Here is a 26128-nt window from a genome sequence, read left to right as displayed (position 1 = left end):
ATGGCCACACCCGCGCTTGTGCCATTCATGGCCACACGAGGGTCGAGCGCTTCGGTATCCGCACTGGCGCAGACGCCGCCGGGCGACACATCGAAGGAAGTGCGATCGGCCCATGCGGTGGAATCCTGGCGGGAAAGCGGCGCCGACGATGCATGGCTCGCGCAACTCGCCGTTACCGCGCTGATCGAAGAAGCGCAACTCACGCCGAAGCCCGCGTTGGTGGACCGGCGCGGCAGTGGCGCCCATCGCGATCTCGATCTCGCCACCATGCTGCGCTCCGCGCATGCGCTCGAAGCCACTTTCGTCGCGCTGGCTCGTGCCGCGCGCCGCAGCGCGCCGTCCGCCACCCTGCGCGCGGAGCTCGCGCAGATCGGCCGTGCCGGCGAGCACGAAATGATGCGCGCCACCGGCGGCAGCAATGCGCATCGCGGCGCGATCTGGATCGTCGGGCTGCTGGTGGCAGGTGCGGCGCTGGCGCGTCGCGACGACGACGCCCGGACCGTCGCCCGCTGCTCAAACGCCGGGGGCTACGCCGCTCAGGCACGCGAGCCCGCAGCATCGCGCATAGCGCTTGCCGCAAAGGTCTGCACGCTGGCCGCGCAGATTGCCTGCTTTCCGGATCGCTTCGCCGCCGCCCCGGACAGCAACGGCGAACGCGCGCGACAGCGCTATCAGGTCGGCGGCGCGCGCCGCGAAGCGCAGGACGGCTTTCCGCACGTGATCGCCACCGGTTTCCCGGCACTGCTCGCGGCGCGCGCCAGCGGCAGCGACGAAAACGCCGCCCGCCTCGACGCGCTGCTCGCCATCATGAGTTCGCTCGACGACACCTGTCTGCTGCACCGCGCCGGCCTGCCCGGTTTGCACGCCGGCCAGCAGGGTGCGCGCCGCGTGCTCGAACTCGGCGGCAGCGCCAGCGCCGCGGGCCGTAGCGCGCTTGCCGAGCTCGACCGCGCGCTGCTCGCCCTCAACGCATCCCCCGGCGGCGCAGCCGATCTGCTCGCCGCTACCCTCTTTATCGACATGCTGGTGCATCAGCGCACCGGCGGGAGCCAAGCCTCATGGAACATCTGACATTCGATTACCCGGCGCAACGCGCCGTCACGACCCGTGCGCATGTCGGCGTGGTCGGCTCGGGCGACCTCGAAGTGCTGTTGTCGCCGGCGGATACGATGGCCGCGCACGTGGTCGTGCGCACCAGCGTCGATGGCTACAGCCATATCTGGAAGAGCGTGCTCGACCGCTTTTTCACACGCTATGACGGCGCGGCGCAGATCGAGATGAACGATTTCGGCGCCACGCCCGGTGTAGTGGCATTGCGGCTTGCCGAAGCACTAGAGGAAGCCGAACAGGGAGATCAGGCATGAGCACGGTTGCGATTTCTCAGGCGGCACCCGTGCTGCATGACAGCTTTATTGAGTTGTCAGCCCGCGAACGCGCCCGTGCGTTGCTCGACCCCGGCACCTTTCGCGAACTGCTCGGACCGTTCGACCGGATCGAGTCTCCGTGGCTGCCGCTCCAGGGCATTGTCTGCCAGGCCGACGACGGCTGCGTGATCGCCCGCGGCACGATCGACGGCGAACCGGCTGTGGTTGCAGCGATCGAGTCGGCGTTTCAGGGCGGCAGTATCGGTGAGGTGTCCGGCAGCAAGATCGCCGCGGCGCTCGAGCTCGCCTTGCGTGATTGCGAACGCGGCAAACCAGTCCGCCCCGTGGTGCTGTTCGAAACCGGCGGTGTGCGCCTGCAGGAAGCCAATCTGGGCCTCGCCGTGATCGCCGAGATCCAGGCTGCGATCGTCGCGCTGCGCCGGCATGTGCCGGTGGTCGGCGTGATCTCGGGAATGGTGGGCTGCTTCGGCGGCATGTCGCTCGCCGCCGCGCTGTGCTCGTACCTGGTCGTCACGAAGCAGGGTCGGCTCGGCATGAACGGGCCGGAAGTGATCGAACAGGAAGCCGGTATCGACGAACTCGATTCGAGCGACCGTCGTCATGTGTGGCAACTGATCGGCGGTGAACAGCGTGCTCTCACCGGCTTCGCGGACGCCCTCGTCGAAGACGAGCCGCATGCGCTGCGCGCGGCGGTGCAGCGCGCGTTCGTGCAGGGCGTGCCGGCGGCACACCGCACCGAGCAGGTCGCGGCCTACCTCGAGCGGCTCGCGCAAACCGATCCCGCCAACGTCACCCCTGAAACCATGCGCAGCGTGTTTCTTGCAAACGCCGCGCTGCAATCCTCAACGGAGGAAGCATGAACGATACCTCCCTGACCCGTGGCGCCCGCTGGTTCCGCGCACTTGCCGGCGAGCCTGCCAGTGCAGCGCCGGTGTGGAGCGGCGACGCGCTGCTCGGCGATGAGACCGCTCGCTTCATCACGGTCGTGCCCGATCCGCAAAACCGCTTTCCGCGCGCCACCGACAATGTCGTCGGCCTCGAACAAGGCTGGCAGCTCGCGCGTGCCGTGCGCGAGGTTATCGCCGCAGATGCGCAGAGCGCAACACGCCGCCCGATCGTGGCCATCGTCGATGTGAAAAGCCAGGCCTACGGCTACCGGGAAGAGACGCTCGGCATTCATCTGGCCTGCGCGGCAGCCGTCGATGCATACGCATCGGCACGCGACGCCGGCCATCCGGTGGTCGCGCTGATCGTCGGGCCGGCGATGTCCGGTGCGTTCCTCGCGCACGGCTATCAGGCCAACCGCATCGTCGCACTCGACGCCCCCGGCACGATGGTGCATGCGATGGGCAAGGAGGCCGCCGCCCGCGTCACGCGCCGTACGGTTGAAGCACTTGAGGCGCTCAGCGAGACCATTGTGCCGATGTCGTATTCGATGGCCTCGTTCGCCAAACTCGGACTGCTCGACGAGCTGATCGAGGGCATCGACGCCGATGCCCCGAGCGCTGGCCAGATCGAGCAGGTGCGACGAGTGCTCAGCGACTCGGTGCGTAGCGCACGCACGGACAAACCTGGTCTCGCGCATCGGCTGCAGTCCGACACCGCGAAGAAGACCCGCGCGGCTTCGGTCGAAGTACGGCGGCGGCTCGCGGAACAATGGGACGCGGCGTGATGTGCGCGGCCGCGGCGTTTGCCGGGTCTGTTTCAGTGGCATCGGACCGGCCGGTTGGCACTGCGGCCGGCATCGTTTCCGGGTGCCGGGAGAGCAGCCACTGGGAGGCGCATGACTTGCTGCGCCTCTTGCGCTTGCCCTCGTTCGACGGCGAGCCGGACTGGGTCCGCGCCGCCTTCGCCCGCGCGCCTTTCGCGGTAGTCAGGCGGGCCGTGGCCGCGCCTGGGTTCATCGCCGTCGGTGTACGCGGCAGCGGCCGCGCCCAACGCTACGGCACATGGGCCGACACCGCCGATATCGAAGCCGCAATCCGCCCTGAGGAGCTCACCGCCGGCACACCTGTGGACCTCACGCGCTGCGCCCTGCCCGCGTTCGCCCTGCTCGCCGCCTTGCGCCGCGACGCGCGATCGCTCTGCGCGTTTTCATGGGGCCCCACGGGCAGCGTGGGATTCGAACTCGCGACCGGCACACCCATCGTCACGATGACAAGCGATCTGGACCTGCTGATTCGCTCGCCCCAGAAGCTCTCCCGGGAGAACGCCGTGCAGATGCTGTCCGAACTCACAGCGCATGCTCAGCGTGCCGGTATCCGGGTTGATGCTCAGCTCGAAACCCCTGCCGGAGGAATCGCCCTCGCCGAGTGGGCCGCGGGCAAAACACGCGTGATGGCACGCCATGCGCAAGGACCGCAATTGCTCGCAGATCCGTGGGCCTCGTCGGCTGCGCAAGCGTCGCTTCAAGCGGCATTTGAAGCGCCTGCGCAAGCATGATGCTCGCCTGTCAGTTCCCGGGCCAGGGTGCCCAATCGACCGGCTACCTGCATCGCTTGCCGCAGCACCCTGTGGTAAGCGAGACGCTCGACGAAGCTTCGCAAGTGCTCGGCACCGAAGTGCTGGCACTCGACACACCCGATGCGCTACGCTCCACGGTTGCGGTCCAGACCGGCCTTCTGGTGGCAGGCGTGGTCATGGTGCGCGTGCTTGCCGATGCCGGGCTCGTGGCCGACATCAGTGCGGGACTCTCCGTGGGCGCTTACGCCGCGGCGGTCAGTTGCGGAGCGCTTGGTTTCGCGGACGCCCTGCGCATGGTGCGCAAACGGGCCGAGTTGATGGAGGCAGCGTATCCGGCCGGTTATGGCCTTGCTGCCATTTCCGGCCTGACCGAGCCGCAAGTGGAAGAGCTCGCTGCCCAGCAGGCCAAAGAAGGGCTGCCGCGTGTGTATATCGGCAACGTCAATGCGCCGCGACAGATTGTCATGGCCGGAGCGGACGCCGCCCTTGAGGCATTGATCGAACGAGCGCTTGCCAGCGGTGCGCGCAAAGCCACGCGTTTAGCCGTGAGCGTGCCGTCACACTGCGAATTGCTTGCAGATGCCGCGGACCAGTTGACTGACTACGCCCGCGACATACCCTTTCACACACCGCGCGGTATCTATGTCGGCAATCGCCGCGGCCGGGCGCTGTATGACGCGCAGGCCATTCGCGACGATCTTGCCACCAACATGCGCTACACGGTTCGCTGGTTCGACGCGCTGGCTGTCACGCTCGAAATGGGCGCAACGGTCGTGGTTGAAGCACCGCCGGGCCAGGTGCTGACCGACCTTGTGCGCGAGAGCTGGCCGGAGACAATCGCTATTGCCACCAGCAATATCGCGCCCGAGCAATGGGTTGCAACCGTACGGCGCAGGCTTGCGGCGGGCGGGCGCTGAGGCGCGCTACGCCACGAAAATTTTCTGCGGCGCCGCGCGCAATGGCAGTGCTTCGTTCAGCAAGCCGCCTTTATTGCGCCATTTGCACAGCAGTGCTAATCAAATTTGAATCAAATTGGACGCAAAGCTATCACGCCATGACGTGACAAATAGCCTTGGATCAATCACACGCGGAGCAACGCGCTTGGGTCGGAAGTTATGCGCATAAAGTTATATTTTTTATTTCTCTTATGCACTGCCTCCGGCTGCGCCACTCCATATGTCAATTTCGATATAAAACCAGCACCCCTGCCAACTCATTAGGCATATCCACCACAAGCCGAGGGTTTCCAGCCCCCATTTCGAGCCACGTTTTGATGTGATTTTTATGCGTTTTCCCGCACTCTTTAGATGACCGGTACGCGGTAGTCGCTACGCTGTAATTGATCCTGCTGCGCTCCCGCAGACAGATCCCACGGTCAACTGATGGACAACCGATCATGCTAAAACTACTGGTTCCCGTAAGCCAGTCGGCGCGCTCGCTGCAAGCCGTCCGGCACGCTGCGTTCCTCTACAACGAACGATGTGCGTCCGAAATCGTCCTGGTGAATGTGCAGCCCCCGCTCGAATCGACGCGTCTTGAAGCCTTCTACCCCCTCTCCCGATTGCGCGCCCTTGAAGATGCCTATGCCGAGGCCGCACTCACCCGCGCCAAGGGAATTCTCGAAGACGCAGGCGTCAAATATTCGGTGGAAGTCAGGGTTGGCCCGCTGGTGCCGACCATCGCAAATTGCGCAGAACAAAACGACTGCGACGAAATCGTCGTCTCGGCGCCCCGCAGGGACCTGTTTCACGCCGTCGCGCGGCTCGTGAACCGCAGCGTGCTCGACCGCCTGGTGAGTATCTCCCGGGTACCGGTCACCGCCGTCAACTGACGCCGCTAGCGTCCTGCCATCACCCAGCGAAACGTCAGATTGATCCGCTCGCCGGTGACGCGAGGGTTCTTCGGCACCCGGTGGCGCCATTGCGCCTGCGTGTTACCGCGCATGACGAGCAGGCTGCCGCCCTTGAGCTGATACGACTGCACCACCCCCGTCCTGTTGTGCCGCAGATCGAAAGTCCGGGCCACGCCCAGACTCACCGACGCAATCACGGGTTGCGCGCCCAGTTCACGCTCGTGGTCGGCGTGCCAGCCCATGCTGTCCATGCCGTTGCGATAGCGGTTGATCAGCACGCTATTGAAGTGGCAGTCGCAGGTCGCTTCGACACTCGCCCTTAGTTCGGCCACCGTCGGCGTCCACGCTTGCGGCACATTGCGAATCCCCGAGTAAACGTAGACCGCATCTGCCTCTCCCTGCCAGGCGGTTAGACGCGGAAATGGCACGCGGCCGCCTGGCGTGCCCATCGACTCCTGCTTCCACGCGACCTCGTCGATGAGTTGCGCCAAGGCTTGCCGGGCCGTCTCTGGCGCAAGCCAGTCGGGATACCAATCAACCTCGGGGGTGGGAAGATCGTCGAACAGATCGTTCATGAGATAGCATGTTGCATGCGCCTGCGCGCGGATAGAAACGAGCCTGGCTATTATGAAGCGAACTGCAACGGCAGGCCACGCAACAGCCTTGCGCTCTCGTTCTATCGTCTCCGAATTTTTCTCTCCAGCGGATTTACCATCATGACGCTCTCCGACGACGCACTCGATCAACTGTTTCGCACCGCACGCACGCACAACGGCTGGCAAGCCAAACCGGTCGACGACGCTCTTCTCAAGCAGTTGATCGATCTCGTCCTGCTCGGACCGACCTCGGCCAACTCGAGCCCCGGGCGCTTTGTGTTCGTGAAGTCCGCACAAGCCAAGGAAAAGCTGCGCCCCGCCCTCTCCGCAGGCAATCTCGAGAAGACCATGGCTGCGCCGGTTACGGTGATTGTCGGTATGGATATGGCTTTCTACGAGCACCTGCCGAAGCTGTTTCCGCATGCCGATGCGCGTAGCTGGTTTGCCGGCAACGAAAAAGCCATCGCCGACACCGCTTTTCGCAATGCCACGCTGCAAGGCGGCTATCTGATCATGGCGGCACGCGCGCTTGGACTCGACACCGGTGCGATGTCGGGTTTCGATACGGCCAAGGTTGACGAGGCGTTCTTCGCGGGCACCACGGTGAAGTCCAACTTCCTCATCAACCTCGGTTATGGCGACCCGTCTAAACTGTTCGCGCGCAGCCCGCGTTTTAGCTTCGACGAAGCCGCACAGATTCTCTGATGCATCAGGCGCGCCGCCGGTTTCAGGCGAAAAGCGCCACGTAAAACACGACGGCGCCGATCAGCGCGCCGACAAAGCAGAATCCCTCTTCGGCCTCGTCGCCTCGCGAGCGCAACCATGCCGCGGCGACGCCGAAGAGCCCCGCAATGCCGAGCGCCACGAACACCATCACCACGTCGAATAGCGCATCGCGGCCCAGTTCGGAAATGTCGAGACCGCGCACGCCGTAGTACAAGCCGATTGCCATCAGCGACAACCCCACCATCGGCAACATCACATGACTTCCCTCATAGCCAACGTGGTGTGGATGGTGGCCTGGTCTGGTCAGTTTCATGATGCGTCTCCTGCATCGCGCTCTCAACGGGCGATAGAACGAACCACGCGGTGCAACCGTTGTGCCAGGCGATCTGCAGCAAATCTGCACACGAGGCACGGGGCAGTCGCGGGACCGGTTGCAGCACGGTTCACTTTGAGAATAGTCCACGCGCAGGAACAATTCAAAAGATGTTTAATTAGATCTTTCCTGGGTATCCGGGAGCAGCGGGACGGCCTTGCTCGCTGCAATCCGACGCCGGCTTCGAATCGTCTTGCACCCTGGTTTTAGATCCCGGCCGGGCCAGAACAACGGACCGTGGGCCACTCCGGCAGGCGTGATGACATGCCGGTAGAATGATCTGCCACGCCGGCCAAGCTGCACCAGACGCGCCCCGCGTTTGCGCGTGCGTCCGGCCCCTTCTGCCCCATCCCTCTCTATGCGCCGCTCATCGTTTCTTGTTCGCTTTATTGGCATTGGCGTCCTGCTGCACATCTACGTCGGTTTGCGAATCATTCCGGACCTGCCCGTCGACCCGATCGGGCGATGGCTGGCGGCGCTCTGGCTCGTGCTGTCTGTTCTGCTGATCCCGCTCGGCATGCTGGCGCGAACCATCGAACAGCAGCCGCTGGCTGACCGGCTCGCGTGGGTCGGCCTGCTGGCAATGGGCTTCTTTTCGTCATTGCTGGTGTTGACCCTCGCACGCGATCTGGCGCTGGCGTCGCTTGTGACGGTCGATGCGATCTGGCCGCGCACCATTCCGATGGCGAGCTGGCGCACCGGTTCCGCGGCGGCTGTGCCGCTCCTCGCGCTGCTCTCAACAACAGTGGGGCTCATCAATGCGCGGCGCCGTGCGCGGGTTGTCACGATCGACGTGCCGATCGACGATCTGCCGCAAGCGCTGGACGGCTTCACCATCGTCCAGATCAGCGACATTCACGTCGGACCGACCATCAAGCGCCGTTACGTGGACGCGATTGTCGATGCGGTGAACCGCCTCAAACCGGATCTGATCGCCGTGACCGGCGACGTGGTCGACGGCAGCGTGCCGCAGTTGCGCGACCACACGCGGCCGCTCTCGCGCCTGAGCGCACGGCATGGCGCCTATCTGGTCACCGGCAATCACGAGTACTACGCCGGCGCCGATGCGTGGATTGATGAATTCCGCCAGTTGGGCTTGCGCGTGCTGCTCAACGAGCACGTGGTGCTGGAACACGAGGGTGCGCGAGCGGTTATCGCAGGCGTCACCGATTATTCCGCGGCTCATTTCGACCCCGCCCATCGCAGCGACCCAGTCGCTGCGCTCGCGGGTGCGCCTGGCGACGTGCTTATTAAAGTACTGCTGGCGCATCAGCCGCGTTCGGCCGAAGCCGCCGCCGAAGCCGGATTCACGCTGCAGTTGTCGGGCCACACGCACGGTGGCCAGTTCTTTCCGTGGAATTTTTTCGTGCGCTTCCAGCAGCCGTTCACGGCAGGACTCGCACGGCTAAACGGACTGTGGGTTTATACGAGCCGCGGCACCGGCTATTGGGGACCGCCCAAACGGCTTGGCGCGCCTTCGGAGATCACCCGGCTGCGTCTGGTGCCGGGTGAGGCAGGCTGAGGTTTCACTGCGCGGCGGGCGCCACTGCCACGCTTACTTGCGGAGCATAGGCCACGTCGACATGCATACCCGGTTGCAGGTTGGCGAGCTTCAGCGGATCGCTCCCCTGGATATGGAACACGGCGCCATTCGCACCCTTCAGTTCGACCACGCCGGAAGCACGGTCGACAGCTACGACCTCGGCCGTGACGTTTTGCAACGACGACTGGGACGCAACAGCGCCGCGTGACGGGCTGACAAGCGCGCTACGAGTCATGCGGACGTGGACCTTGCTGCCGGGCTGAATATGGGCAAGGCCGCTCGCATCCGTCACAGTGAACGATGCCTCGCCGCCATGCGCGTCGATCACGGTGACGGCATGATGCGCCTCGTCCACGCTCTTCACGACGCCGTCGGCCTGCAACACGCTGCTGCCTTCGAACGCGACGGGCAGTGAGTCGGCCGCGAACGAAACAAGCGGCGTTGCCGCGATCAATGCACCGGCAACGACGCCGAGGACTTTCTTGTTCATACAATCCTCAATCAGGTAATCAGGAAAAGAGAATCAAGCTGCGGGCTGGCGCGTAAGGACCGCCCCCCGGTCACCAGGAGCGTTCACGCCGGCTTATATGGGAGGGCACCCGCCTCGCTCGCCCCATGCGTGTGGGTTACATGACTTGATTCAGGGCGCAAACAAGTGTGTTTTCCGGGATGGACCCTGTCAAGGTTCGGACTCCAAATTTAATTTGAGATGATGATTTGAGATAGCACAGTGCCCAAACTGCGTCATATCAGACCGAATGGGACCGGAAACGTCAATTTGTTCATTTTGTGTTCAAACGAACAGCATGGCTCTTGACGGCGCTCGTTTGCGAACATAGGATGCGACTAAGCGGCCTTGACATCGGTTGTCATATGACTTTAACCGGCAGATAGCGGCAGTTTTTACCACTTTTTGGTATAAATTGCCTTCGCTGACCAACCGATCCGATATAAAGTCATGCGATGACCTATCAGATCGACAGCAGAGCCCGGCATCAAGAACCGGGCCGGCAGGCCGACCGGCACGCCGCCCCAAAACAGATATCAGACAGGATGGAGACAGCGTTGAAAACGATCAAAGGCTTACGTTGGTGGATCATCGTGCTGGTGTGTCTCGGCACGATCATGAACTATCTCGCGCGCAATTCCCTGGCCGTCCTCGCGCCGGAGTTGAAGCACGTATTTGCGCTCACGACGAAGCAATATTCGTACGTGGTAGGCGCGTTCCAGATCGGTTATACGATCATGCAACCGGTGTGCGGGCTGATTGTCGACATGATCGGCCTGCGGCTCGGGTTTGCGCTGTTCGCCGCGCTGTGGTCGTTCACCGGCATGCTGCACGGTTTTGCCACCGGCTGGCTGTCGCTCGGTGCGATGCGTGGCGCCCTCGGTCTGTTCGAAGCAGCCGCGATTCCTTCCGGCATGAAGGCGGTCGCAGAATGGTTCCCCGACAAGGAAAAGTCGGTCGCGGTCGGCTATTTCAATGCCGGCACCTCGCTAGGCGCCTTGCTCGCGCCACCCGTCGTCATCTTCCTGTCGCTGCGCTTCGGCTGGCAGGCCGCCTTCATGGCAACCGGGGCTTTCGGTTTCGTCTGGGCCGCGCTCTGGTATGCCCTGTATCGCTCGCCGGCCGAGCATCCGCGCGTGTCCCGCAAAGAGCTCGCCTTGATCCAGGACGGCCAGACCCAGTTCGGGCCGGTCAGCCAACGCCCGGTTCGCGAGATTCTCGGCTCGCGCCGCTTCTGGGCAATCGCGTTGCCGCGCTTTTTCGCCGAACCGGCCTGGCAGACCTTCAGCTTCTGGATCCCGCTCTATCTCGTGACCGTGCGTCACATGGATCTCAAACAGATCGCCATCTTCGCCTGGCTGCCGTTTCTGGCGGCCGACCTCGGCGGCATCTTCGGCGGTTATCTGTCGCCGTTCCTGATTCGCTATTTCCGCATTCCGCTGGTCTGGTCACGCGTGGCGGGGGTGATCCTCGGTGCGTTCATGATGATCGGACCGGCCTGTATCGGCCTCGTCGCGTCGCCGTATGAGGCGATCGCGCTATTCTGCGTGGGCGGCTTTGCCCATCAGATGATCTCCGCACTCGTCAATACACTGAGCGCCGATGTGTTCGATTCGGATGAAGTGGGCACCGCCAGCGGATTCGCGGGCATGGCCGCGTGGATCGGCGGCCTGAGCTTTTCGCTGGTGGTCGGCGCGCTGGCCGATACGGTCGGCTATGGACCGCTATTCGCCTGCCTCGGCGCCTTCGATCTGATCGGCGCCGCGCTGCTCGTCGTGCTGATACGCGGCCAATCGAAAAGCGAACGCAAGCTGGCGCATGCCTGAGCCGCCGGATGCGGCCACCTATTCAAACTGAGGAAGTCCGATGATGTCGCTGTTGCATCCCCCCGTTTTCGAACCCGCCGAGCCGTCGGGCAATCTCGTGCGCCTGAACAGCGCCGCGGGCGCTGTGATCGAAATCTTCGTGCTGGAAGACGATATCGTGCGCGTGCGTGTGCTGCCCGATGGCAAGGCTCGCGGCCCGCGCACCTGGGCGATCGCGCCGGGGCTCGACGACGTCGCCATCGAAGGCCGCGATCGCCTCGACCTCTCGGGCTATCGCCTGCCGCCCTTCAGCCAGCACTCGGACGGCGTGCAACTGCGCATCGAAACCACGCAGATCAGGCTCACCGTCACGCTGCAAGGCGGTTTCTGCACATGGGAACTGCGCAGCGGCGAAGGCTGGCGCCGGGTGCTGCAGGACCGCGCCACGCAGGCGTATAACTTCGGCTGGTGGGACGAGCGCGTCTATCACTACGTGCGCCGCGAGGCGGGCGAGATGTACCTCGGTCTCGGCGAACGCGCCGGATCGCTCGATCGCGCCAATCAGCGCTACGAGATGATCAACATCGATGCGATGGGCTACAGCGCGAAGAGCACGGATCCCCTTTACAAGCACATCCCCTTCTACCTCACGTGGCAGCGCGAGGCGGCGCTCGGCTTCGGCCTTTTCTACGACACCCTGGCCGACTGCACGTTCGACATGGGCCGCGAGCTCGACAACTATCACGGCCACTATCGCCATTTCATTGCCGAGCATGGCGACCTCGACTACTACTTCATCGCTTCACCCGCCACGCCGCTCGCCGCCGTACGGCGCTTCACGTGGCTCACCGGCCGCCCGGCCCTGATGCCCAAGTGGGGGCTCGGCTACTCCGGCTCGACGATGAGCTACACCGACGCACCCGATGCCCAGCAACGCATGGGCGAATTCATTGAGCGCTGCCGCGAACACGACATCCTGTGCGACTCGTTCCACCTCTCGTCAGGCTATACGTCGATCGGTCCGAAGCGTTACGTGTTCAACTGGAACCACGACAAGTTCCCCGACATCGACGGCTTCGTGCAGGGCTATCTCGAACAGGGCGTGCGCCTGTGCGCCAACATCAAGCCGTGCTTGCTGCGCGACCATCCGGAGTTCGAACAGGTGGCGCGCGACCGGCTGCTGATCCGCGCTCGCGACGGCGGGCCCGCGTGGGTGCAGTTCTGGGACGAAGTGGGCGCCTATCTGGACTTCACGAACCCGGACACGATTGCATGGTGGCGCGCGCACGTAACGGATGCGCTGCTGCGCTATGGCATTGCGTCGACGTGGAACGACAACAACGAATTCGAAATCTGGAGCCCGGACGCCATCGCTCACGGCTTCGGCAAGCCCTACCCCGCCCGCGAAGCGAAGGTACTGCAGACCATGCTGATGATGCGCGCCTCGCGTGATGCCCAACGCGCGTATGCGCCGGAACAGCGGCCGTTTCTCGTCTCGCGTTCGGGCGGGGTCGGCATGCATCGCTATGTGCAGACCTGGTCGGGAGACAACTACACGTCGTGGGAAACGCTGCGCTATAACCTGAAGATGGGATTGGGACTCGCGTTATCGGGCGTGTCGAACATCGGGCACGATATCGGCGGCTTTTCGGGTCCGGCGCCCGAAGCCGAACTGTTTGTGCGCTGGATTCAGTTCGGTATCCTGATGCCGCGCTTCAGCATCCACTCCTGGAACGACGACGGCACGGTCAACGAACCGTGGATGCATCCGCAAGCCACCCGTCAGGTCTCTGACCTGATCAAGCTGCGCTATCGCCTGCTGCCGTATCTGTACCATCTGCTGTGGGACTCGACACAGCGCTACGAGCCCGTGTTGCGCCCCACTTTTGCCGAGTTCCCCAACGATCCGGCATGTTATGCCGATGGCGACGACATGATGCTCGGCGCATCTCTGCTGTTTGCGCCGGTTGTCGAGCCGGGGCAAACAGAGCGCGAAGTGTGGCTTCCGGCGGACGCGGGATGGGTCTCGTACTGGAGCGGCGAAACATTCGCAGGCGGTCAGTCAGTGACACTGCCGGCACCGTGGGAGCAACCCGTCATGCTGATTCGCGAAGGCAGCGTCGTACCGCTTAACGTCGCGTCTCAACACTTCGCGCGGCCCGCTGAGCAGCGCGGCTTCATGGTGGCGCCGTATCGCGGCGCGGGCATCGCGCAAGGCGAATGCTTCGAGGACGACGGCGAATCGGAGGCCTGGCGCAGCGGCGCGTACGGTTGCTGGAAGGTCAGCGTCGCGAGCGATGCGGCAACGCTTACCGTCGCGGTGGACTGGTCGGGAGACTGGCGCCGGCCGTTCGACTCCGTGGAAGTGTTGCTGCCCGCCGCCGATGCCCGCCGCATTGCCGTGAGCAACGCGACGCTTCGCAGCGAGGTACGCGCTCAAGCCTGGACCCGGCTGGTTCTCGATTTGCCCGCGGCGTGACTGGCAGGCATGACATATCCGCATGATCCAGCGGCATGACCCAACGGCATGACCCAGCGGTTGACTTCGGGTCATGCCATTGCCTAAAATCCGTCCACACGTCTAACCGGAATACCCATCTTGGACAGTAGCAGTTATCGATCTTCGATTGCCTCAATCGCCTGATCGGCAAGCTCGCCGCGCCAGTCTAATCCCTGCCGCCGTCTTGCCATCCGGCCAGACGGTGCGCGCCGTAGTCGTCCCCGTGCACTTGTCCGTAGTAACGCGCCGCTGCCAGGCTCGAAACCTTGCAGCAGCCGTAGCATTCGCGCCGCGAGCAATAGCCCGCGCGCGTCGTCACGCGTCGGCCCTCGCGGATCATTAGCGATGCTGTCACGCGTATGGTTCAAACTATGCGTCTGAGCACGCCTTGACTATTAATCTAATGACGCTTGAATTTGTATGGCGGCTCCTTGCCGCTTTTTCCTGCGGTGTCGCAATTGGCATCGAACGGCAGATGCGCCAGCGCACGGCCGGCCTGCGCACCATCACGCTGGTTGCAAGCGGCGCCTGCCTGTTTGTCACGCTAGGCGTGCTGACCGGCAACGGCACGGCTGGTGTCACGCAGATTGCCGCGTACGTGGTGTCCGGTGTCGGCTTCCTAGGCGGCGGCGTCATCATGCGCGACAAAGGTTCTATCCAGGGGATCAATACGGCCGCGACCCTGTGGTGTTCGGCGGCAGTAGGCGTGTTGTGCGGTGCGGGACACTATGGACCCGCGCTGGCCGGCACGGGCATCGTGCTGCTGACGAATACCGTGTTGCGCGAAGTCAGCCGCACCATCAACGCGACACCGGTTTCAAATGCCGACCTCGTGCGCGAATACGTGCTCACCGTGGTCTGCCGCGAGGACGATGAGATTCATATCCGCACGGCGTTATCGAATTCGATGTACTCCACGCCCCTCTCGTTTCAGAGCCTTACAAGTGAAGACGTGCCGGAGCAGCCGGGCCGCATTCGCGTGACGGCAACCCTGAAACTGCATCCCAAGGATCAGTCGAAGCTCGAATTGATGGCAAGCCGCATCAGCATGGAAACGACTGTCTCCAGCGTAAGCTGGATCGCCAAAGAAGCAGAACCGACGCCCGAGTAACGGCCTTCAGACGGCAGCGCGCGGGCGTGGGCTCCGGTGCGGCCGGCTGCGCCGGAGCACGTGAGCATCGGGCCACACCCAGTGCCCACCCGAGCCCGCCTGGGCGGCCCAAACCGCATAGCGGCAAGTGCACGGCTTGCACCCGGCGGCGGCTTCATCTATAACAACCCTAGACGAAACATCGGCCGGCGTTTCCAGGCAGCAGTGGTAGAGTGTGCCGTGTAGGCCGATGAACCGTGTGCCTGTGCAGCCCGAGACCGAGAACGAAATGAACCGAGCGACTGCGCGTTGGATGTCCCTGCCTATCCGCCATGGCGGCCGCCGCCATGCGCCCTGTCCCGCCCTCTCGCCGGCCTCGTGGCTGGCCCCGCCGCAATACATTCAGACATTGTTAAATCCATATCCCGAATATGGACTGCACTAATCCGTTGGACTAAGCTCTGTCACCGTGAATTTTTCACGCTCAACCATGGAGTCTTGATTATGGAACACGGCATCATTGCATGGCTCATCATTGGCGCGATCGCCGGCTGGCTGGCGGGTGTACTCGTCAAGGGCGGCGGTTTCGGGCTGATCGTCGACATCATTGTCGGGATCGTCGGCGCGTTCATTGGCGGTTGGCTCTCGGGCGTTCTGCACATCTCGCTCGGCGGCGGCTGGATCGGCTCGATCATCACGGCAGTGATCGGCGCGGTGATTCTGCTGTTTATCATCCGGCTGTTCAAGCGAGGCGCCTAGCACCTCAAGCATCGAGCGTCAGGCGGCCCCGCTTGCCTGACGCGTGCTGTATTAGCCGAATCACCCGAACGCTGCGTGGGCCATCAAGTCCGCGCGGCGGTCTGCTCCAGCATAGAGCCGGTTTCATTTAGCCGGATATGCCAGGAGAATGCTTTCTCCAGACGGTGAGGCGTTTGCCCGCCATGCTTCAAGGCGTCCTGGTAGTAGTCGCGCAGCATGTCGCGATACAGCGGATGCACACACTTCTCGATGATCGACACGGCCCGCTCGCGCGGCGCGAGCCCGCGCAGATCCGCAAGGCCCTGCTCCGTGACGACCACATCCACGTCGTGTTCGTTGTGATCGCAATGCGGCACCATCGGCACAACGCTTGAAATCCGCCCATCCTTCGCAATCGACTTCGTCGCGAAGATCGCGCACGACGCGTTGCGCGAGAAATCGCCCGAGCCGCCAATGCCGTTCATCATGTGCGTGCCGCCCACATGCGTTGAATTGACATTGCCGTAGAGGTCGAATTCCAATGCGGTATTCAACGCGATCAGACCGAGGCGTCGAATCACTTCGGGATGATTGCTGACCTCTTGCGGGCGCAACACCAGGCGGTCCCGGTAACGGTCCAGCTCGCCGAATACCTGCGCATGGCGCGCCGCCGAAAGCGTGATCGAGGCGCCCGAGGCGAATGTCACCTTGCCGGCATCCATCAGGTCGAAGGTCGAGTCCTGCAGCACTTCTGAATAGATTTCGAAGGCATCGAAAGGCGACGTTACGAAACCCGCCAGCACAGCGTTGGCGATCGTGCCGATACCGGCCTGCAACGGCGGCAGACGAGCCGGCATGCGTCCGCGCGATACTTCGTGCTGCAGAAACCCGATCAGATGGCTGGCGATGAGCGCGGTGTCCTCGTCCGCGGGTAGAACCGTTGAAGCGCTATCCGGCATGTTCGTAATGACGATGGCGGCAATCTTCTCAGGTGGAATCTCGATGGCCGGTGTGCCGACCCGGTCGCGCGGACTGACGATCGGCAACGGTTCGCGATTGGGACGGCGGCCAGGAATCCAGATGTCGTGCAAGCCTTCGAGCGCAAGCGGTTGCGCAAGGTTGATCTCCACAATCACCTTGTCGGCGAGGATCGCAAAGCTTGCCGAATTGCCTACCGAGGTGCTCGGCACAATGCCGCCGGTTTCGGTAATCGCCACCGCTTCGATAATGGCGATATCGAGCTTGCCGAGCTGATTGGCACGCAGCATTTCGACCGTTTCGGACAAGTGCTGGTCGACGAACATCACTTCGCCACGGTTGATCGCGTCGCGCAAGGTCTTGTCGACCTGAAACGGCAAGCGGCGGGCCAGCACCCCCGCTTCGGTCAGTGTGCGGTCGACGTCGTGGCCAAGCGATGCGCCGGTCATCAACGTGATACGCAAAGGCTTGTCTTCGTGGCGCGCGCGTTCGGCGAGCGCCACCGGCACCGCCTTCGCGTCGCCCGCGCGAGTAAAGCCGCTCGCGCCGACGCGCATGCCATCCTGAATCAGCAGGGCCGCCGCAGCGGCCGTGGTGACTTTGCCGCGCACCGCGGCACAGCGAATCCGGTCTTCGTACATGCTACCAGGTCTCTCCATGATCAACCGTCCAGTCTACCGTTGCACACGTCTTCGGCGCGGCTAGATCAGCAGTCGGGTTGTCGCACCTCAAGCGGCGTCTCGGGATAGAGAGCACCGCTGCGGGGCATGCGTCACGCAATCAGCCGCGACGGGTTAGCGCTGTATTTAGCTACCGAAGAAAATATTACAGTAGCTGATGGGGCCGACGCACTCGGCGGCTTTCTTCACCGGCGCGCTCATGCGGCTTTGCTCAGGCGCGCGGTTCACGCGCTGCTCATTGGCTTGTGCAATCTGTTGTCCATCCGCGGCAGGCGCTGTGGTCTGCGCATGAGCTGCAGCGGCAGCGGCAGCGGCGGACAAGGAACAGGCAATCAGAACTACCTTCAACGCTTTCATCTATTTCTCCGGTGCTTGCAATTACGGCTCCGCAGGAAGTCCTATTGGGACTGCGAGGCAGTGATCAAACTATATGACCCGCCTACACGCGGATAAATGGCTGCACCTGGAAGTGATCTTTCCATCTGGCAGAAAGATCTGCCATGCGATTTCGATTAGCGCGCATTCGCATTGAATGGCGCATCTTTATCGAGCAAGGCCGTACGAATGAAATGCAGACAGCCGAGTATTCGCTGCATGTCGTGGCGCCGCTCACGATCGGCATGGACCATTTGCAGAACCATCTGCACGGTGTCGAGGGTCAAGCCCACCGACGCCAGCGCACGCGCCAGAGAACGTGCTCCCGGTTGCTCGAATAGTGCTGAGATATCCGCATGCATTCGCTCGAGGCAGGTGCGCCAGTGTGGATGCAGAGTCCCGGCGTAGGCCGCATGAGCGGCTTCATTGCGCAGGTCGATGACGGCGTGCCCCACTTCGAGTGTGACCAGCATCCAGCGCAACGCGTCGCGATGCTGACGCGAACGTTTCGTCAACAGCACGCGCAATTGCCCCATCAGATCGTGGGTGCTCGATTGAAAATATTGATTCAGGCCACGCAGTTCGCCGTTGCATGCCAGTACCACCTGTGCCCGCAGACTGCCTTTGATTTTGCCGATCAGCCATGGCATCTGCGCCGGGAAAATCACGGCAAATGCAAGCGAGGCCAAAAGCATCGCCGCCACAATCGCGATGCCGTTATTGATCATCAGGTCGGGCTGGTAAATCACCACGTTATCCGGGGCCGCGAGCAAACAGAAGAACACCGAAAAGCCCACACCATAACCGGAGACACTGGGACGCATCGCGAGGAAAGCGCCCAATGCCAGCACCGGCACGAGTGTTGCGCAGAGCAGTGGAAAGCCGTCAATGTTCGGATAGACGTAGCAACTGAACAGATAGCCCGTCACCGTGGCAAAGACCGCGCCAACGGCAAGTTGCAAGGTCAGTTTCGAGGCGTTGGGTGCCGTCGAGGTCAGTGCACACGCAAGCGCCGCTCCGATTACGGCGAGCCCGCCACTCGGCCAGTCGGTTTCGATCCAGAAGGCGCCGACCATCGCCATCACAACCACCGTACGCAAAAACGTGAGGCCGACCACATACCGGTTCGTTTTGCTGACGTAGCGCACGACCTGCCGCTCCCTGACAGGCTTGCCCTGCTCTAGCGATGTGTAGGTGTCCGTATAGCGGATAAATTCGTCCACGAAGCGATACAGCAGCTCAGCCGACGTATCGAAATCGGCCAGCAGGTCTGGCGCCACCGTTTCGAGCGGGCGGCGTATCTCGCGCACACGGCGCGGCAGCACCGCCTGAAAAGCGCGCAGTTCGACAGCCACGCGCGCCGCATGCGTGATGTCGCGAGTCTGAGCCGTCTGCCGGACCAGGAGGCGCGACAGCTCTTCAAAATACGGCGTGATTGCTTGCATGACCGCGTTCAGGCCGCCCGCCTGCAGCCGCCTGATGAGTTGGCGCAGCGCATGCAGACGGGCGCAGGCGTCCATGAACTCGCTGTTCAGGCGAGCGAGGCGCCGGCTGCGCGAACGCGTGCCCGGGTCTTCGAAGGCGGCAAACGTACGGGTCGCCTCGAAGCCGACAATCCCATCCACCAGGTCGGCAAAACGCGCTTCGAACGCGCCGCGCTCGATCTGGCCCACCAACACCTGCGCGGCGAACGCTGCAAAATCGGCATATCGTTTGCGCAGCTCCTGTTGCAGCGCGAGGCTCGACCTCTGCGGCACGATCAAGGCACTCACGGCGCTCGAGCATACGATGCCAAGCGCGACCTCCGAGGCGCGAGTCAGCGCCGCGAGGAACAGCGTGTTCGGCTCCATGACGGCCGGAACGCCGATCAGGGCTGCGGTATATCCCGCCAGCACAAAGCCATACCAGCGGAAATGCCGGTACCGGACTGCGGCGGCAATACAGGCGCCCACCCAGCATGTCAGCCCAAGCATATAGAGCTCGGCCTGCTGGACGAACACGGCCCCCAGCAGGAGCGCGGCCAGCGTCCCCACCAGGGTCCCGATGATCCGGTAGAAGCTTTTCGCGAGCACCATGCCGCTGAGCGGCTGCATCAGCACGAACACCGTGGTCATGGCAGTGCGAGGCTGCTGCAGATCGAGCAGCATGGCGATGCCCAGTGCGAGCAACGCCGCCGTCACGGTTTTGAACAGATGCAGCCAGACGAGGCCGTCGCTCGTCACCCAGTCTCGGCCGGCCGCAGCCATTGCACTCAGCATCACACCCCGGCGCCGACGAAAATCGGACCTGCGTTGGATCAGATGCTGGTGTTTCATGGAAAGAAAACCGCGCCCCGGATGGTGACTCGAATGCTGGAAGGCGCCGGAGGCCGCACTGCGCGCACCGGCTGGCAAGGGGCCGATTGTAGAAGCCGCGCAGGCATCGATTAATGCGCCGGGCCGGGAACATTTCTTCCAGATCGAACAACAATCGGGATGCCGGACAGGCGGACAATATGGGTTCTCTCTCGAATACGTCGAACAAGAAAGTCTGATGGATACATTACAGAACATGCGGGTGTTCGTCCGCGTGGTGGAAGCCGGCAGCTTCACGGCCGCAGCGCAATCGCTCAATTCGACGACCGGCGCGATGTCGCGGGCGGTTTCCGAGCTCGAAACCCACCTGCGGACCCGCTTGATGAACCGCTCCACGCGGCGCCTCGCGCTCACAACGGCGGGTGAACGCTATCTGAAACGGTGCCAGCAGATTCTGGCTGACGTCGGCACGGCGGAAGAGGAAGCCAGTTGCGCGCACGAACGGCCCAGCGGCGCATTGCGCATGCATAGCTTCGCCAGCATCGGGCAACATTACGTATTGCCTGCCATCTCGCGTTATCGCGCGCTCTACCCCGAGGTGACAGTCGAACTGACCCTGTCGCAGCGCATGCCGGACCTGTTCGAAGGCAGCAGCGACGTGGCCGTGGTCACGGCGTCGAGCTTGCCTAACTCGGATCTGGTTTCGCTGCTGTTGGGCGCTACGTTCAACATCCTGTGCGCATCCCCCGCTTATCTGCGCACCCATGGCGCACCGCAGCAACCACGCGATCTCGCCCATCACGAGTGCCTGATCTTGCAGACGCCCGCGTTCCCGACCAACGACTGGCTGCTCGAAGGCCCCAACGGCAGCGAGCTGATGCAGGTCAGCGGGCCTGTGCAGGTCAATATTGCGGAGTCGCTGGTGGTGGCGATTCGCGAAGGCATGGGGATCGGCATGTTGCCGCTCTACGCTGCGATCGACGGACTGCGCGACGGCTCGCTGGTGCGGGTTCTGCCGCAACATACGCTCCAGCGCATGAATATTTACGCGCTGTATCCGTCGCGCAAATTCATCGACGCCAAAACCCGCACATGGGTCGAGTTCCTGCGCACGCATATGCCGAAGGTCATTGCTCGCGATGAAGCACTGCTCGCCGAGATGGGGCTGATCGATCCGCTCGAGACAATTTTGCCGGCGCATCCGGGATCTGTCGCCGATTCAGCTCATCCGGCTCATCCGGCTCATCCCGCTCATCCCGGTCGGCAACTGGAGCATTGAGGCGAGGCCGGCACGCCTTCCCCCTTTCGCCCTATTACTGCAAAGAATTTGCTTATTCCTTATCGAGCTTTGGGCCCGGGTTAAAACAAGTAAAGTTCCTGATGACTGGTTGTGTCGTCCCGAGTGGCATTGATACGGAGGGGGAGCACCATGGGCATCTGGAAGCCGGACCCGAGCTTTTACCCGTCACCTGGCCAGGCTGCGCAAGCGCCGGCAGAAAAGCTCGCTTATGTGGCCGCGTTCGATCCTGATCGCACGCGGCCGGATGAGATCGCGGTGGTCGACGTGGACCCGGCCTCGCCGGATTACGCAAGCATCGTCGGCAATCTGGCCATGTCGCATGCCGGCGACGAACTGCACCACTTCGGCTGGAATGCGTGCTCGTCCTGCCTTTGCCCTAACGCACCGCATCCGCATACCGAGCGGCGCTACCTCGTCGTGCCGGGCTTGCGCTCGTCGCGCATCTATATCCTCGATACCAAGCCCGATCCGCGCAATCCGGTTATCGCCAAGGTGATCGAGCCGGCGACGATCGCGAGCCGCACCGGCTATAGCCGGCCGCACACCGTGCATTGCGGGCCAGGCGGCATCTATGTGAGTGCGCTCGGCAATGCGGAGGGCGGCGCACCCGGCGGGATTTTCCTGCTGGATCCGGAAAGCTTCGAGCCTCTCGGGCGCTGGGAGGTGGAGCGCGGGCCGCAGCAACTCGCCTACGATGGCTGGTGGCACCTCGGCTACGACACGCTCGTGACCAGCGAATGGGGTACGCCTGATACCTTCGAGAATGGCCTGATTCCCGAGATATTGCTGGGTGCGCGTTACGGTCGTCGCCTGCACTTCTGGGATTTCACGCGCCGCAAGCATCTGCAGGAGATCGATTTCGGGCCGGAATATCAGCTTGTTTTCGAGCTGCGTCCGGCACACGATCCCACCAAAGCGCATGGATTCGTCAATTGCGTGATTAGCCTGAAGGATTTGTCGTCGTCTATCTGGACCTGGTATCGCGACAAGGACAAGTGGGCGGTCCGCAAGATCATCGACATTCCCGCCGAGCCCGCCGACCCGGCGCTGCTTCCGCCGGTGCTCAAATCGTTCGGCGCGGTGCCGCCGCTCGTGACCGACATCGCCCTGTCGCTCGACGACCGCTTTCTCTACGTGTCCTGCTGGGGCACGGGCGACCTGCTGCAATACGACGTGTCCGATCCGTTTGCGCCGAAGCTGACGGGGAAAGTGCGCATTGGCGGCATCGTCTCGCGGGCAAGCCATCCGGGCGCATCGAACGGCGCCCTGAATGGCGGCCCTCAGATGGTGGAAGTGAGCCGTGACGGCAAGCGGATCTACTTTACGAACTCGCTGTACGGCGCCGTCGATCCGCAGTTCTACCCCGATGGCATTGACGGATGGATGGTCAAGCTCGATACGGGTCAGGAAGGCGGCCTGTCGTTCGATGAGAAGTTCTTTCTGGCGTGGCCGGAAGGTCATCGGCCGCATCAGATCCGTCTGCAAGGCGGTGACTGTTCGTCGGATTCGTACTGCTATCCGTGACGGGTATGAGCCCATCGACCTCTTCCTGGTGGACATGGCTCGCGGTTGCCGGGCTCGGAATTTTCCACGGGATCAACCCGGCGATGGGCTGGCTGTTCGCGGTTGCGTTAGGAATGTACCGACGCAGCCGCCGAGTGGTTTTGCTCTCGCTGTTACCAATCGCACTCGGACATGCATTGGCGGCCGGCAGCATGTTGATCGCCGGGCTATCGCTCGGGATGGTAATCGACCATTCCGTCTTGAATCGCGTGTGTGGCGGACTGCTGATCGGTTGGGCGGGATGGCATGTAGTCCGCGGCCATCGAATGCGACCGCGCGTGGGCATGCAGACGGGCTATGCCGGGCTGACGGTGTGGTCGTTTGCGATGGCGGGTTCGCACGGCGCGGGGCTTATGTTGATTCCGGCGCTGATGCCGATATGCAGTGCGTTGTCTCACGTGTCGGGTGCGTCAGCGCTCGATGCCGGGCCCACCGCGACGATCGCGGCAATCGCGCTGTGCTTGCACAGTGCGGCCATGCTGCTGACGACAGGTGTGATCGCCGTGGCTGTGTACGATCACTTCGGCGTCGGCGGTCTGCGTACCAGATGGCTGAACTTTGATCTGCTATGGACCGGGACGCTGGCAGCGTGTGGGGTGATGCAGTTGTCGCTGTGAGGAGTGTTGATGAGGCGAAACCCGCTGGTGCGTTTTCCGGACGCGTAAACGCAGAAACCCCACCGGTTGGGGTGGGGTTTCTGTTGCTGCTAGGGAGCCTGACGATTACCTACTTTCACACGGGTAATCCGCACTATCATCGGCGTGGAGTCGTTTCACGGTCCTGTTCGGGATGGGAAGGGGTGGGACCGACTCGCTATGGTCATCAGGCATGACTGGTTGCTGTGGCGTCTTTGGGACAGCACAGCCAATCTGGAAGAAGTAGCTGAGAGGATGCCTCTCGCTGGGTTGTGTTGTTTCTGGCACAACACTGATCACTCAACCGTCTGCGTGTCCTTTACCCCCTGCGGGGGTGGGATGCCCATAAGTGCTGAAGCACCAACGGTCATCGCAAAACACACCGGTTATAGGATCAAGCCTTACGGGCAATTAGTATCAGTTAGCTTAACGCATTACTGCGCTTCCACACCTGACCTATCAACGTCCTGGTCTTGAACGACCCTTCAAGGGGCTCGAAGCCCCGGGGATATCTCATCTTAAGGCGAGTTTCCCGCTTAGATGCTTTCAGCGGTTATCTCTTCCGAACATAGCTACCCGGCGATGCCACTGGCGTGACAACCGGTACACCAGAGGTTCGTCCACTCCGGTCCTCTCGTACTAGGAGCAGCCCCCTTCAAATATCCAGCGCCCACGGCAGATAGGGACCAAACTGTCTCACGACGTTTTAAACCCAGCTCACGTACCTCTTTAAATGGCGAACAGCCATACCCTTGGGACCGGCTACAGCCCCAGGATGAGATGAGCCGACATCGAGGTGCCAAACACCGCCGTCGATATGAACTCTTGGGCGGTATCAGCCTGTTATCCCCAGAGTACCTTTTATCCGTTGAGCGATGGCCCTTCCATACAGAACCACCGGATCACTATGACCTGCTTTCGCACCTGCTCGACTTGTCGGTCTCGCAGTTAAGCACGCTTATGCCATTGCACTATCAGCACGATTTCCGACCGTACCTAGCGTACCTTCGTACTCCTCCGTTACACTTTGGGAGGAGACCGCCCCAGTCAAACTGCCTACCATGCACTGTCCCCGACCCGGATCACGGGCCAAGGTTAGAACCTCAAACAAGCCAGGGTGGTATTTCAAGGATGGCTCCACGCAGACTGGCGTCCACGCTTCATAGCCTCCCACCTATCCTACACAGACCGGTTCAAAGTCCAATGCAAAGCTACAGTAAAGGTTCATGGGGTCTTTCCGTCTAGCCGCGGGGAGATTGCATCATCACAAACACTTCAACTTCGCTGAGTCTCGGGAGGAGACAGTGTGGCCATCGTTACGCCATTCGTGCAGGTCGGAACTTACCCGACAAGGAATTTCGCTACCTTAGGACCGTTATAGTTACGGCCGCCGTTTACCGGGACTTCAATCAAGAGCTTGCACCCCATCATTTAATCTTCCGGCACCGGGCAGGCGTCACACCCTATACGTCCACTTTCGTGTTTGCAGAGTGCTGTGTTTTTATTAAACAGTCGCAGCCACCAGTTTATTGCAACCCCTTCACCCTCACCCCGCAGGGGGCTCAAGCTACAGGGGCGTACCTTATCCCGAAGTTACGGTACCAATTTGCCGAGTTCCTTCTCCCGAGTTCTCTCAAGCGCCTTAGAATACTCATCTCGCCCACCTGTGTCGGTTTGCGGTACGGTCTTGTTGAACTGAAGCTTAGAGGCTTTTCCTGGAACCACTTCCGATTGCTTCGCAGCCTAAGCTGCTGGCCTCGCACCCTTGAATCCTGCGCCCGGATTTGCCAAGGCGCCTTCTCCAATGCAAGGACCGGGACTTCCAACACCCGGACAACCTTCCGCGATCCGTCCCCCCATCGCATTCAACAATGGTGCAGGAATATTAACCTGCTTCCCATCAGCTACGCATTTCTGCCTCGCCTTAGGGGCCGACTCACCCTACGCCGATGAACGTTGCGTAGGAAACCTTGGGCTTACGGCGAGGGGGCCTTTCACCCCCTTTATCGCTACTCATGTCAGCATTCGCACTTCCGATACCTCCAGCACACTTTCCAGTGCACCTTCGCAGGCTTACGGAACGCTCTCCTACCATGCGAGACTAGCTCGCATCCGCAGCTTCGGTATATGGCTTAGCCCCGTTACATCTTCCGCGCAGGACGACTCGATCAGTGAGCTATTACGCTTTCTTTAAAGGATGGCTGCTTCTAAGCCAACCTCCTGACTGTTTTAGCCTTCCCACTTCGTTTCCCACTTAGCCATATTTGGGGACCTTAGCTGGCGGTCTGGGTTGTTTCCCTCTTGACACCGGACGTTAGCACCCGATGTCTGTCTCCCGTGATTGCACTCTTCGGTATTCGGAGTTTGCTATGGCGAAGTAATCCGCAATGGACCCTTCAACCATGACAGTGCTCTACCCCCGAAGGTGATACACGAGGCACTACCTAAATAGTTTTCGGAGAGAACCAGCTATTTCCAGGTTTGTTTAGCCTTTCACCCCTATCCACAGCTCATCCCCTAACTTTTCAACGTTAGTGGGTTCGGACCTCCAGTACGTGTTACCGCACCTTCATCCTGGCCATGGATAGATCACCTGGTTTCGGGTCTACACCCAGCGACTGGACGCCCTGTTCGGACTCGCTTTCGCTACGCCTGCCCTAATCGGTTAAGCTTGCCACTGAATGTAAGTCGCTGACCCATTATACAAAAGGTACGCCGTCACCC

The 26128-nt window shown here is 62.1% G+C and carries 22 protein-coding genes and 2 rRNA genes; 16 read left to right on the top strand and 8 right to left on the bottom strand.

Annotation, left to right across the window (positions count from 1 at the left end):
• The 7 genes from FFS45_RS26100 to FFS45_RS26070 all read left to right on the top strand — a co-directional run bounded on the left by FFS45_RS26100 (position 1) and on the right by FFS45_RS26070 (position 5679).
• Positions 1-1071 carry a triphosphoribosyl-dephospho-CoA synthase gene (locus FFS45_RS26100; protein ID WP_137957522.1) on the top strand — a complete coding sequence of 357 codons (1071 nt, stop codon included), beginning with the start codon at positions 1-3 and terminating at the stop codon, positions 1069-1071.
• A complete protein-coding gene (locus FFS45_RS26095; RefSeq protein WP_137957521.1) occupies positions 1059-1364 on the top strand; it encodes a malonate decarboxylase subunit delta in 306 nt (101 codons plus the stop codon). The genes FFS45_RS26100 and FFS45_RS26095 overlap by 13 nt, the downstream gene beginning before the upstream one ends.
• The gene (locus tag FFS45_RS26090) at positions 1361-2245 is read left to right on the top strand and encodes a biotin-independent malonate decarboxylase subunit beta (RefSeq protein ID WP_137957520.1); all 885 of its coding nucleotides are present in this window, start codon (positions 1361-1363) and stop codon (positions 2243-2245) included. Before FFS45_RS26095 ends, FFS45_RS26090 begins: the two co-directional genes overlap by 4 nt.
• Positions 2242-3057 (top strand): biotin-independent malonate decarboxylase subunit gamma, encoded by an 816-nt coding sequence (gene mdcE / locus FFS45_RS26085; RefSeq protein ID WP_137957519.1) that lies wholly within the window; start codon positions 2242-2244, stop codon positions 3055-3057. The genes FFS45_RS26090 and mdcE overlap by 4 nt, the downstream gene beginning before the upstream one ends.
• On the top strand, positions 3057-3827 hold the full coding sequence (locus tag FFS45_RS26080; protein ID WP_212745761.1) for a malonate decarboxylase holo-ACP synthase: 771 nt from the start codon (positions 3057-3059) through the stop codon (positions 3825-3827). The genes mdcE and FFS45_RS26080 overlap by 1 nt, the downstream gene beginning before the upstream one ends.
• Positions 3827-4765, top strand: a complete 939-nt coding sequence (gene mdcH, locus FFS45_RS26075; RefSeq protein ID WP_137957571.1) for a malonate decarboxylase subunit epsilon — start codon at positions 3827-3829, stop codon at positions 4763-4765. The genes FFS45_RS26080 and mdcH overlap by 1 nt, the downstream gene beginning before the upstream one ends.
• A 479-nt stretch (positions 4766-5244) precedes the next feature.
• On the top strand, positions 5245-5679 hold the full coding sequence (locus FFS45_RS26070; protein WP_137957517.1) for a universal stress protein: 435 nt from the start codon (positions 5245-5247) through the stop codon (positions 5677-5679).
• Positions 5680-5684: 5 nt separating this feature from the next.
• Here FFS45_RS26070 and FFS45_RS26065 read toward each other — a convergent pair whose 3' ends face one another.
• Positions 5685-6275: an alpha-ketoglutarate-dependent dioxygenase AlkB gene (locus FFS45_RS26065; protein WP_137957516.1), complete on the bottom strand. Its 591-nt coding sequence runs from the start codon at positions 6273-6275 to the stop codon at positions 5685-5687.
• 141 nt (positions 6276-6416) lie between these two features.
• On the opposite strand from FFS45_RS26065, the gene FFS45_RS26060 reads away from it, so the two are divergent.
• Complete coding sequence (locus tag FFS45_RS26060; RefSeq protein WP_137957515.1) at positions 6417-7001, top strand: malonic semialdehyde reductase; 585 nt, start codon at positions 6417-6419, stop codon at positions 6999-7001.
• A 22-nt stretch (positions 7002-7023) separates the two neighbouring features.
• On the opposite strand, the gene FFS45_RS26055 is transcribed toward FFS45_RS26060, so the two are convergent.
• Positions 7024-7335 (bottom strand): hypothetical protein, encoded by a 312-nt coding sequence (locus tag FFS45_RS26055; RefSeq protein WP_137957514.1) that lies wholly within the window; start codon positions 7333-7335, stop codon positions 7024-7026.
• A 418-nt stretch (positions 7336-7753) separates the two neighbouring features.
• Between FFS45_RS26055 and FFS45_RS26050 the strand changes: the two genes are divergently transcribed.
• On the top strand, positions 7754-8917 hold the full coding sequence (locus FFS45_RS26050; protein ID WP_137957513.1) for a metallophosphoesterase: 1164 nt from the start codon (positions 7754-7756) through the stop codon (positions 8915-8917).
• A gap of 4 nt (positions 8918-8921) precedes the next feature.
• On the opposite strand, the gene FFS45_RS26045 is transcribed toward FFS45_RS26050, so the two are convergent.
• Entirely contained in the window at positions 8922-9428 is a 507-nt protein-coding gene (locus FFS45_RS26045; RefSeq protein WP_137957512.1) for a copper-binding protein, read from the bottom strand.
• Positions 9429-10003: 575 nt separating this feature from the next.
• On the opposite strand from FFS45_RS26045, the gene FFS45_RS26040 reads away from it, so the two are divergent.
• From FFS45_RS26040 to FFS45_RS26025, 4 genes are all read left to right on the top strand, one after another.
• Positions 10004-11272: an MFS transporter gene (locus tag FFS45_RS26040; protein ID WP_137957511.1), complete on the top strand. Its 1269-nt coding sequence runs from the start codon at positions 10004-10006 to the stop codon at positions 11270-11272.
• 43 nt (positions 11273-11315) lie between these two features.
• Positions 11316-13730 carry a glycoside hydrolase family 31 protein gene (locus FFS45_RS26035; protein ID WP_137957570.1) on the top strand — a complete coding sequence of 805 codons (2415 nt, stop codon included), beginning with the start codon at positions 11316-11318 and terminating at the stop codon, positions 13728-13730.
• Between the two features lie 424 nt (positions 13731-14154).
• A complete protein-coding gene (locus FFS45_RS26030) occupies positions 14155-14862 on the top strand; it encodes an MgtC/SapB family protein (protein WP_137957569.1) in 708 nt (235 codons plus the stop codon).
• 483 nt (positions 14863-15345) lie between these two features.
• Positions 15346-15600, top strand: a complete 255-nt coding sequence (locus tag FFS45_RS26025; RefSeq protein WP_137957510.1) for a GlsB/YeaQ/YmgE family stress response membrane protein — start codon at positions 15346-15348, stop codon at positions 15598-15600.
• Between the two features lie 83 nt (positions 15601-15683).
• Here the strand turns inward: FFS45_RS26025 and FFS45_RS26020 are convergent, their stop codons facing one another.
• From FFS45_RS26020 to FFS45_RS26010, 3 genes are all read right to left on the bottom strand, one after another.
• A complete protein-coding gene (locus FFS45_RS26020) occupies positions 15684-17198 on the bottom strand; it encodes an acetyl-CoA hydrolase/transferase family protein (RefSeq protein ID WP_137957568.1) in 1515 nt (504 codons plus the stop codon).
• 165 nt (positions 17199-17363) lie between these two features.
• Positions 17364-17594 carry a hypothetical protein gene (locus FFS45_RS26015; RefSeq protein ID WP_137957509.1) on the bottom strand — a complete coding sequence of 77 codons (231 nt, stop codon included), beginning with the start codon at positions 17592-17594 and terminating at the stop codon, positions 17364-17366.
• Between the two features lie 155 nt (positions 17595-17749).
• A complete protein-coding gene (locus tag FFS45_RS26010; RefSeq protein WP_249362931.1) occupies positions 17750-19870 on the bottom strand; it encodes an FUSC family protein in 2121 nt (706 codons plus the stop codon).
• A gap of 274 nt (positions 19871-20144) precedes the next feature.
• Between FFS45_RS26010 and FFS45_RS26005 the strand changes: the two genes are divergently transcribed.
• The 3 genes from FFS45_RS26005 (at position 20145) to FFS45_RS25995 (ending at position 23386) form a co-directional block, all read left to right on the top strand.
• Positions 20145-21185 (top strand): LysR family transcriptional regulator, encoded by a 1041-nt coding sequence (locus FFS45_RS26005; RefSeq protein WP_137957507.1) that lies wholly within the window; start codon positions 20145-20147, stop codon positions 21183-21185.
• A gap of 150 nt (positions 21186-21335) precedes the next feature.
• On the top strand, positions 21336-22730 hold the full coding sequence (locus tag FFS45_RS26000; protein WP_137957506.1) for a selenium-binding family protein: 1395 nt from the start codon (positions 21336-21338) through the stop codon (positions 22728-22730).
• Between the two features lie 5 nt (positions 22731-22735).
• The gene (locus FFS45_RS25995) at positions 22736-23386 is read left to right on the top strand and encodes a hypothetical protein (protein WP_137957505.1); all 651 of its coding nucleotides are present in this window, start codon (positions 22736-22738) and stop codon (positions 23384-23386) included.
• 96 nt (positions 23387-23482) lie between these two features.
• Here the strand turns inward: FFS45_RS25995 and rrf are convergent.
• A 5S ribosomal RNA gene (gene rrf / locus FFS45_RS25990) occupies positions 23483-23596 on the bottom strand.
• 198 nt (positions 23597-23794) lie between these two features.
• Positions 23795-26128: ribosomal RNA gene (locus FFS45_RS25985) — 23S ribosomal RNA — on the bottom strand; the annotation flags it as partial.

This window comes from Burkholderia sp. 4M9327F10, assembly GCF_005503145.1.
In the GTDB taxonomy this organism is placed as follows: Bacteria; Pseudomonadota; Gammaproteobacteria; order Burkholderiales; family Burkholderiaceae; genus Paraburkholderia.
The sequence above is the reverse complement of the archived record's forward strand: the minus strand, read 5'-3'. Positions and strand labels throughout refer to the sequence as shown.

Excerpts from the sequence above, each read along its gene's own strand:
- FFS45_RS26020 (WP_137957568.1), bottom strand. The coding sequence starts at position 17,198 with ATGTACGAAGACCGGATTCGCTGTGCCGCGGTGCGCGGCAAAGTCACC.
- FFS45_RS26070 (WP_137957517.1), top strand. The coding sequence starts at position 5,245 with ATGCTAAAACTACTGGTTCCCGTAAGCCAGTCGGCGCGCTCGCTGCAA.
- FFS45_RS26095 (WP_137957521.1), top strand. The coding sequence starts at position 1,059 with ATGGAACATCTGACATTCGATTACCCGGCGCAACGCGCCGTCACGACC.
- FFS45_RS26010 (WP_249362931.1), bottom strand. The coding sequence starts at position 19,870 with ATGCTGAGTGCAATGGCTGCGGCCGGCCGAGACTGGGTGACGAGCGAC.
- FFS45_RS26045 (WP_137957512.1), bottom strand. The coding sequence starts at position 9,428 with ATGAACAAGAAAGTCCTCGGCGTCGTTGCCGGTGCATTGATCGCGGCA.
- FFS45_RS26025 (WP_137957510.1), top strand. The coding sequence starts at position 15,346 with ATGGAACACGGCATCATTGCATGGCTCATCATTGGCGCGATCGCCGGC.
- FFS45_RS26055 (WP_137957514.1), bottom strand. The coding sequence starts at position 7,335 with ATGAAACTGACCAGACCAGGCCACCATCCACACCACGTTGGCTATGAG.
- FFS45_RS26035 (WP_137957570.1), top strand. The coding sequence starts at position 11,316 with ATGTCGCTGTTGCATCCCCCCGTTTTCGAACCCGCCGAGCCGTCGGGC.
- FFS45_RS26100 (WP_137957522.1), top strand. The coding sequence starts at position 1 with ATGGCCACACCCGCGCTTGTGCCATTCATGGCCACACGAGGGTCGAGC.
- FFS45_RS25995 (WP_137957505.1), top strand. The coding sequence starts at position 22,736 with ATGAGCCCATCGACCTCTTCCTGGTGGACATGGCTCGCGGTTGCCGGG.
- FFS45_RS26080 (WP_212745761.1), top strand. The coding sequence starts at position 3,057 with ATGTGCGCGGCCGCGGCGTTTGCCGGGTCTGTTTCAGTGGCATCGGAC.
- mdcE (WP_137957519.1), top strand. The coding sequence starts at position 2,242 with ATGAACGATACCTCCCTGACCCGTGGCGCCCGCTGGTTCCGCGCACTT.
- FFS45_RS26030 (WP_137957569.1), top strand. The coding sequence starts at position 14,155 with ATGACGCTTGAATTTGTATGGCGGCTCCTTGCCGCTTTTTCCTGCGGT.
- mdcH (WP_137957571.1), top strand. The coding sequence starts at position 3,827 with ATGCTCGCCTGTCAGTTCCCGGGCCAGGGTGCCCAATCGACCGGCTAC.
- FFS45_RS26015 (WP_137957509.1), bottom strand. The coding sequence starts at position 17,594 with ATGAAAGCGTTGAAGGTAGTTCTGATTGCCTGTTCCTTGTCCGCCGCT.
- FFS45_RS26005 (WP_137957507.1), top strand. The coding sequence starts at position 20,145 with ATGGATACATTACAGAACATGCGGGTGTTCGTCCGCGTGGTGGAAGCC.
- FFS45_RS26050 (WP_137957513.1), top strand. The coding sequence starts at position 7,754 with ATGCGCCGCTCATCGTTTCTTGTTCGCTTTATTGGCATTGGCGTCCTG.
- FFS45_RS26065 (WP_137957516.1), bottom strand. The coding sequence starts at position 6,275 with ATGAACGATCTGTTCGACGATCTTCCCACCCCCGAGGTTGATTGGTAT.
- FFS45_RS26000 (WP_137957506.1), top strand. The coding sequence starts at position 21,336 with ATGGGCATCTGGAAGCCGGACCCGAGCTTTTACCCGTCACCTGGCCAG.
- FFS45_RS26090 (WP_137957520.1), top strand. The coding sequence starts at position 1,361 with ATGAGCACGGTTGCGATTTCTCAGGCGGCACCCGTGCTGCATGACAGC.
- FFS45_RS26060 (WP_137957515.1), top strand. The coding sequence starts at position 6,417 with ATGACGCTCTCCGACGACGCACTCGATCAACTGTTTCGCACCGCACGC.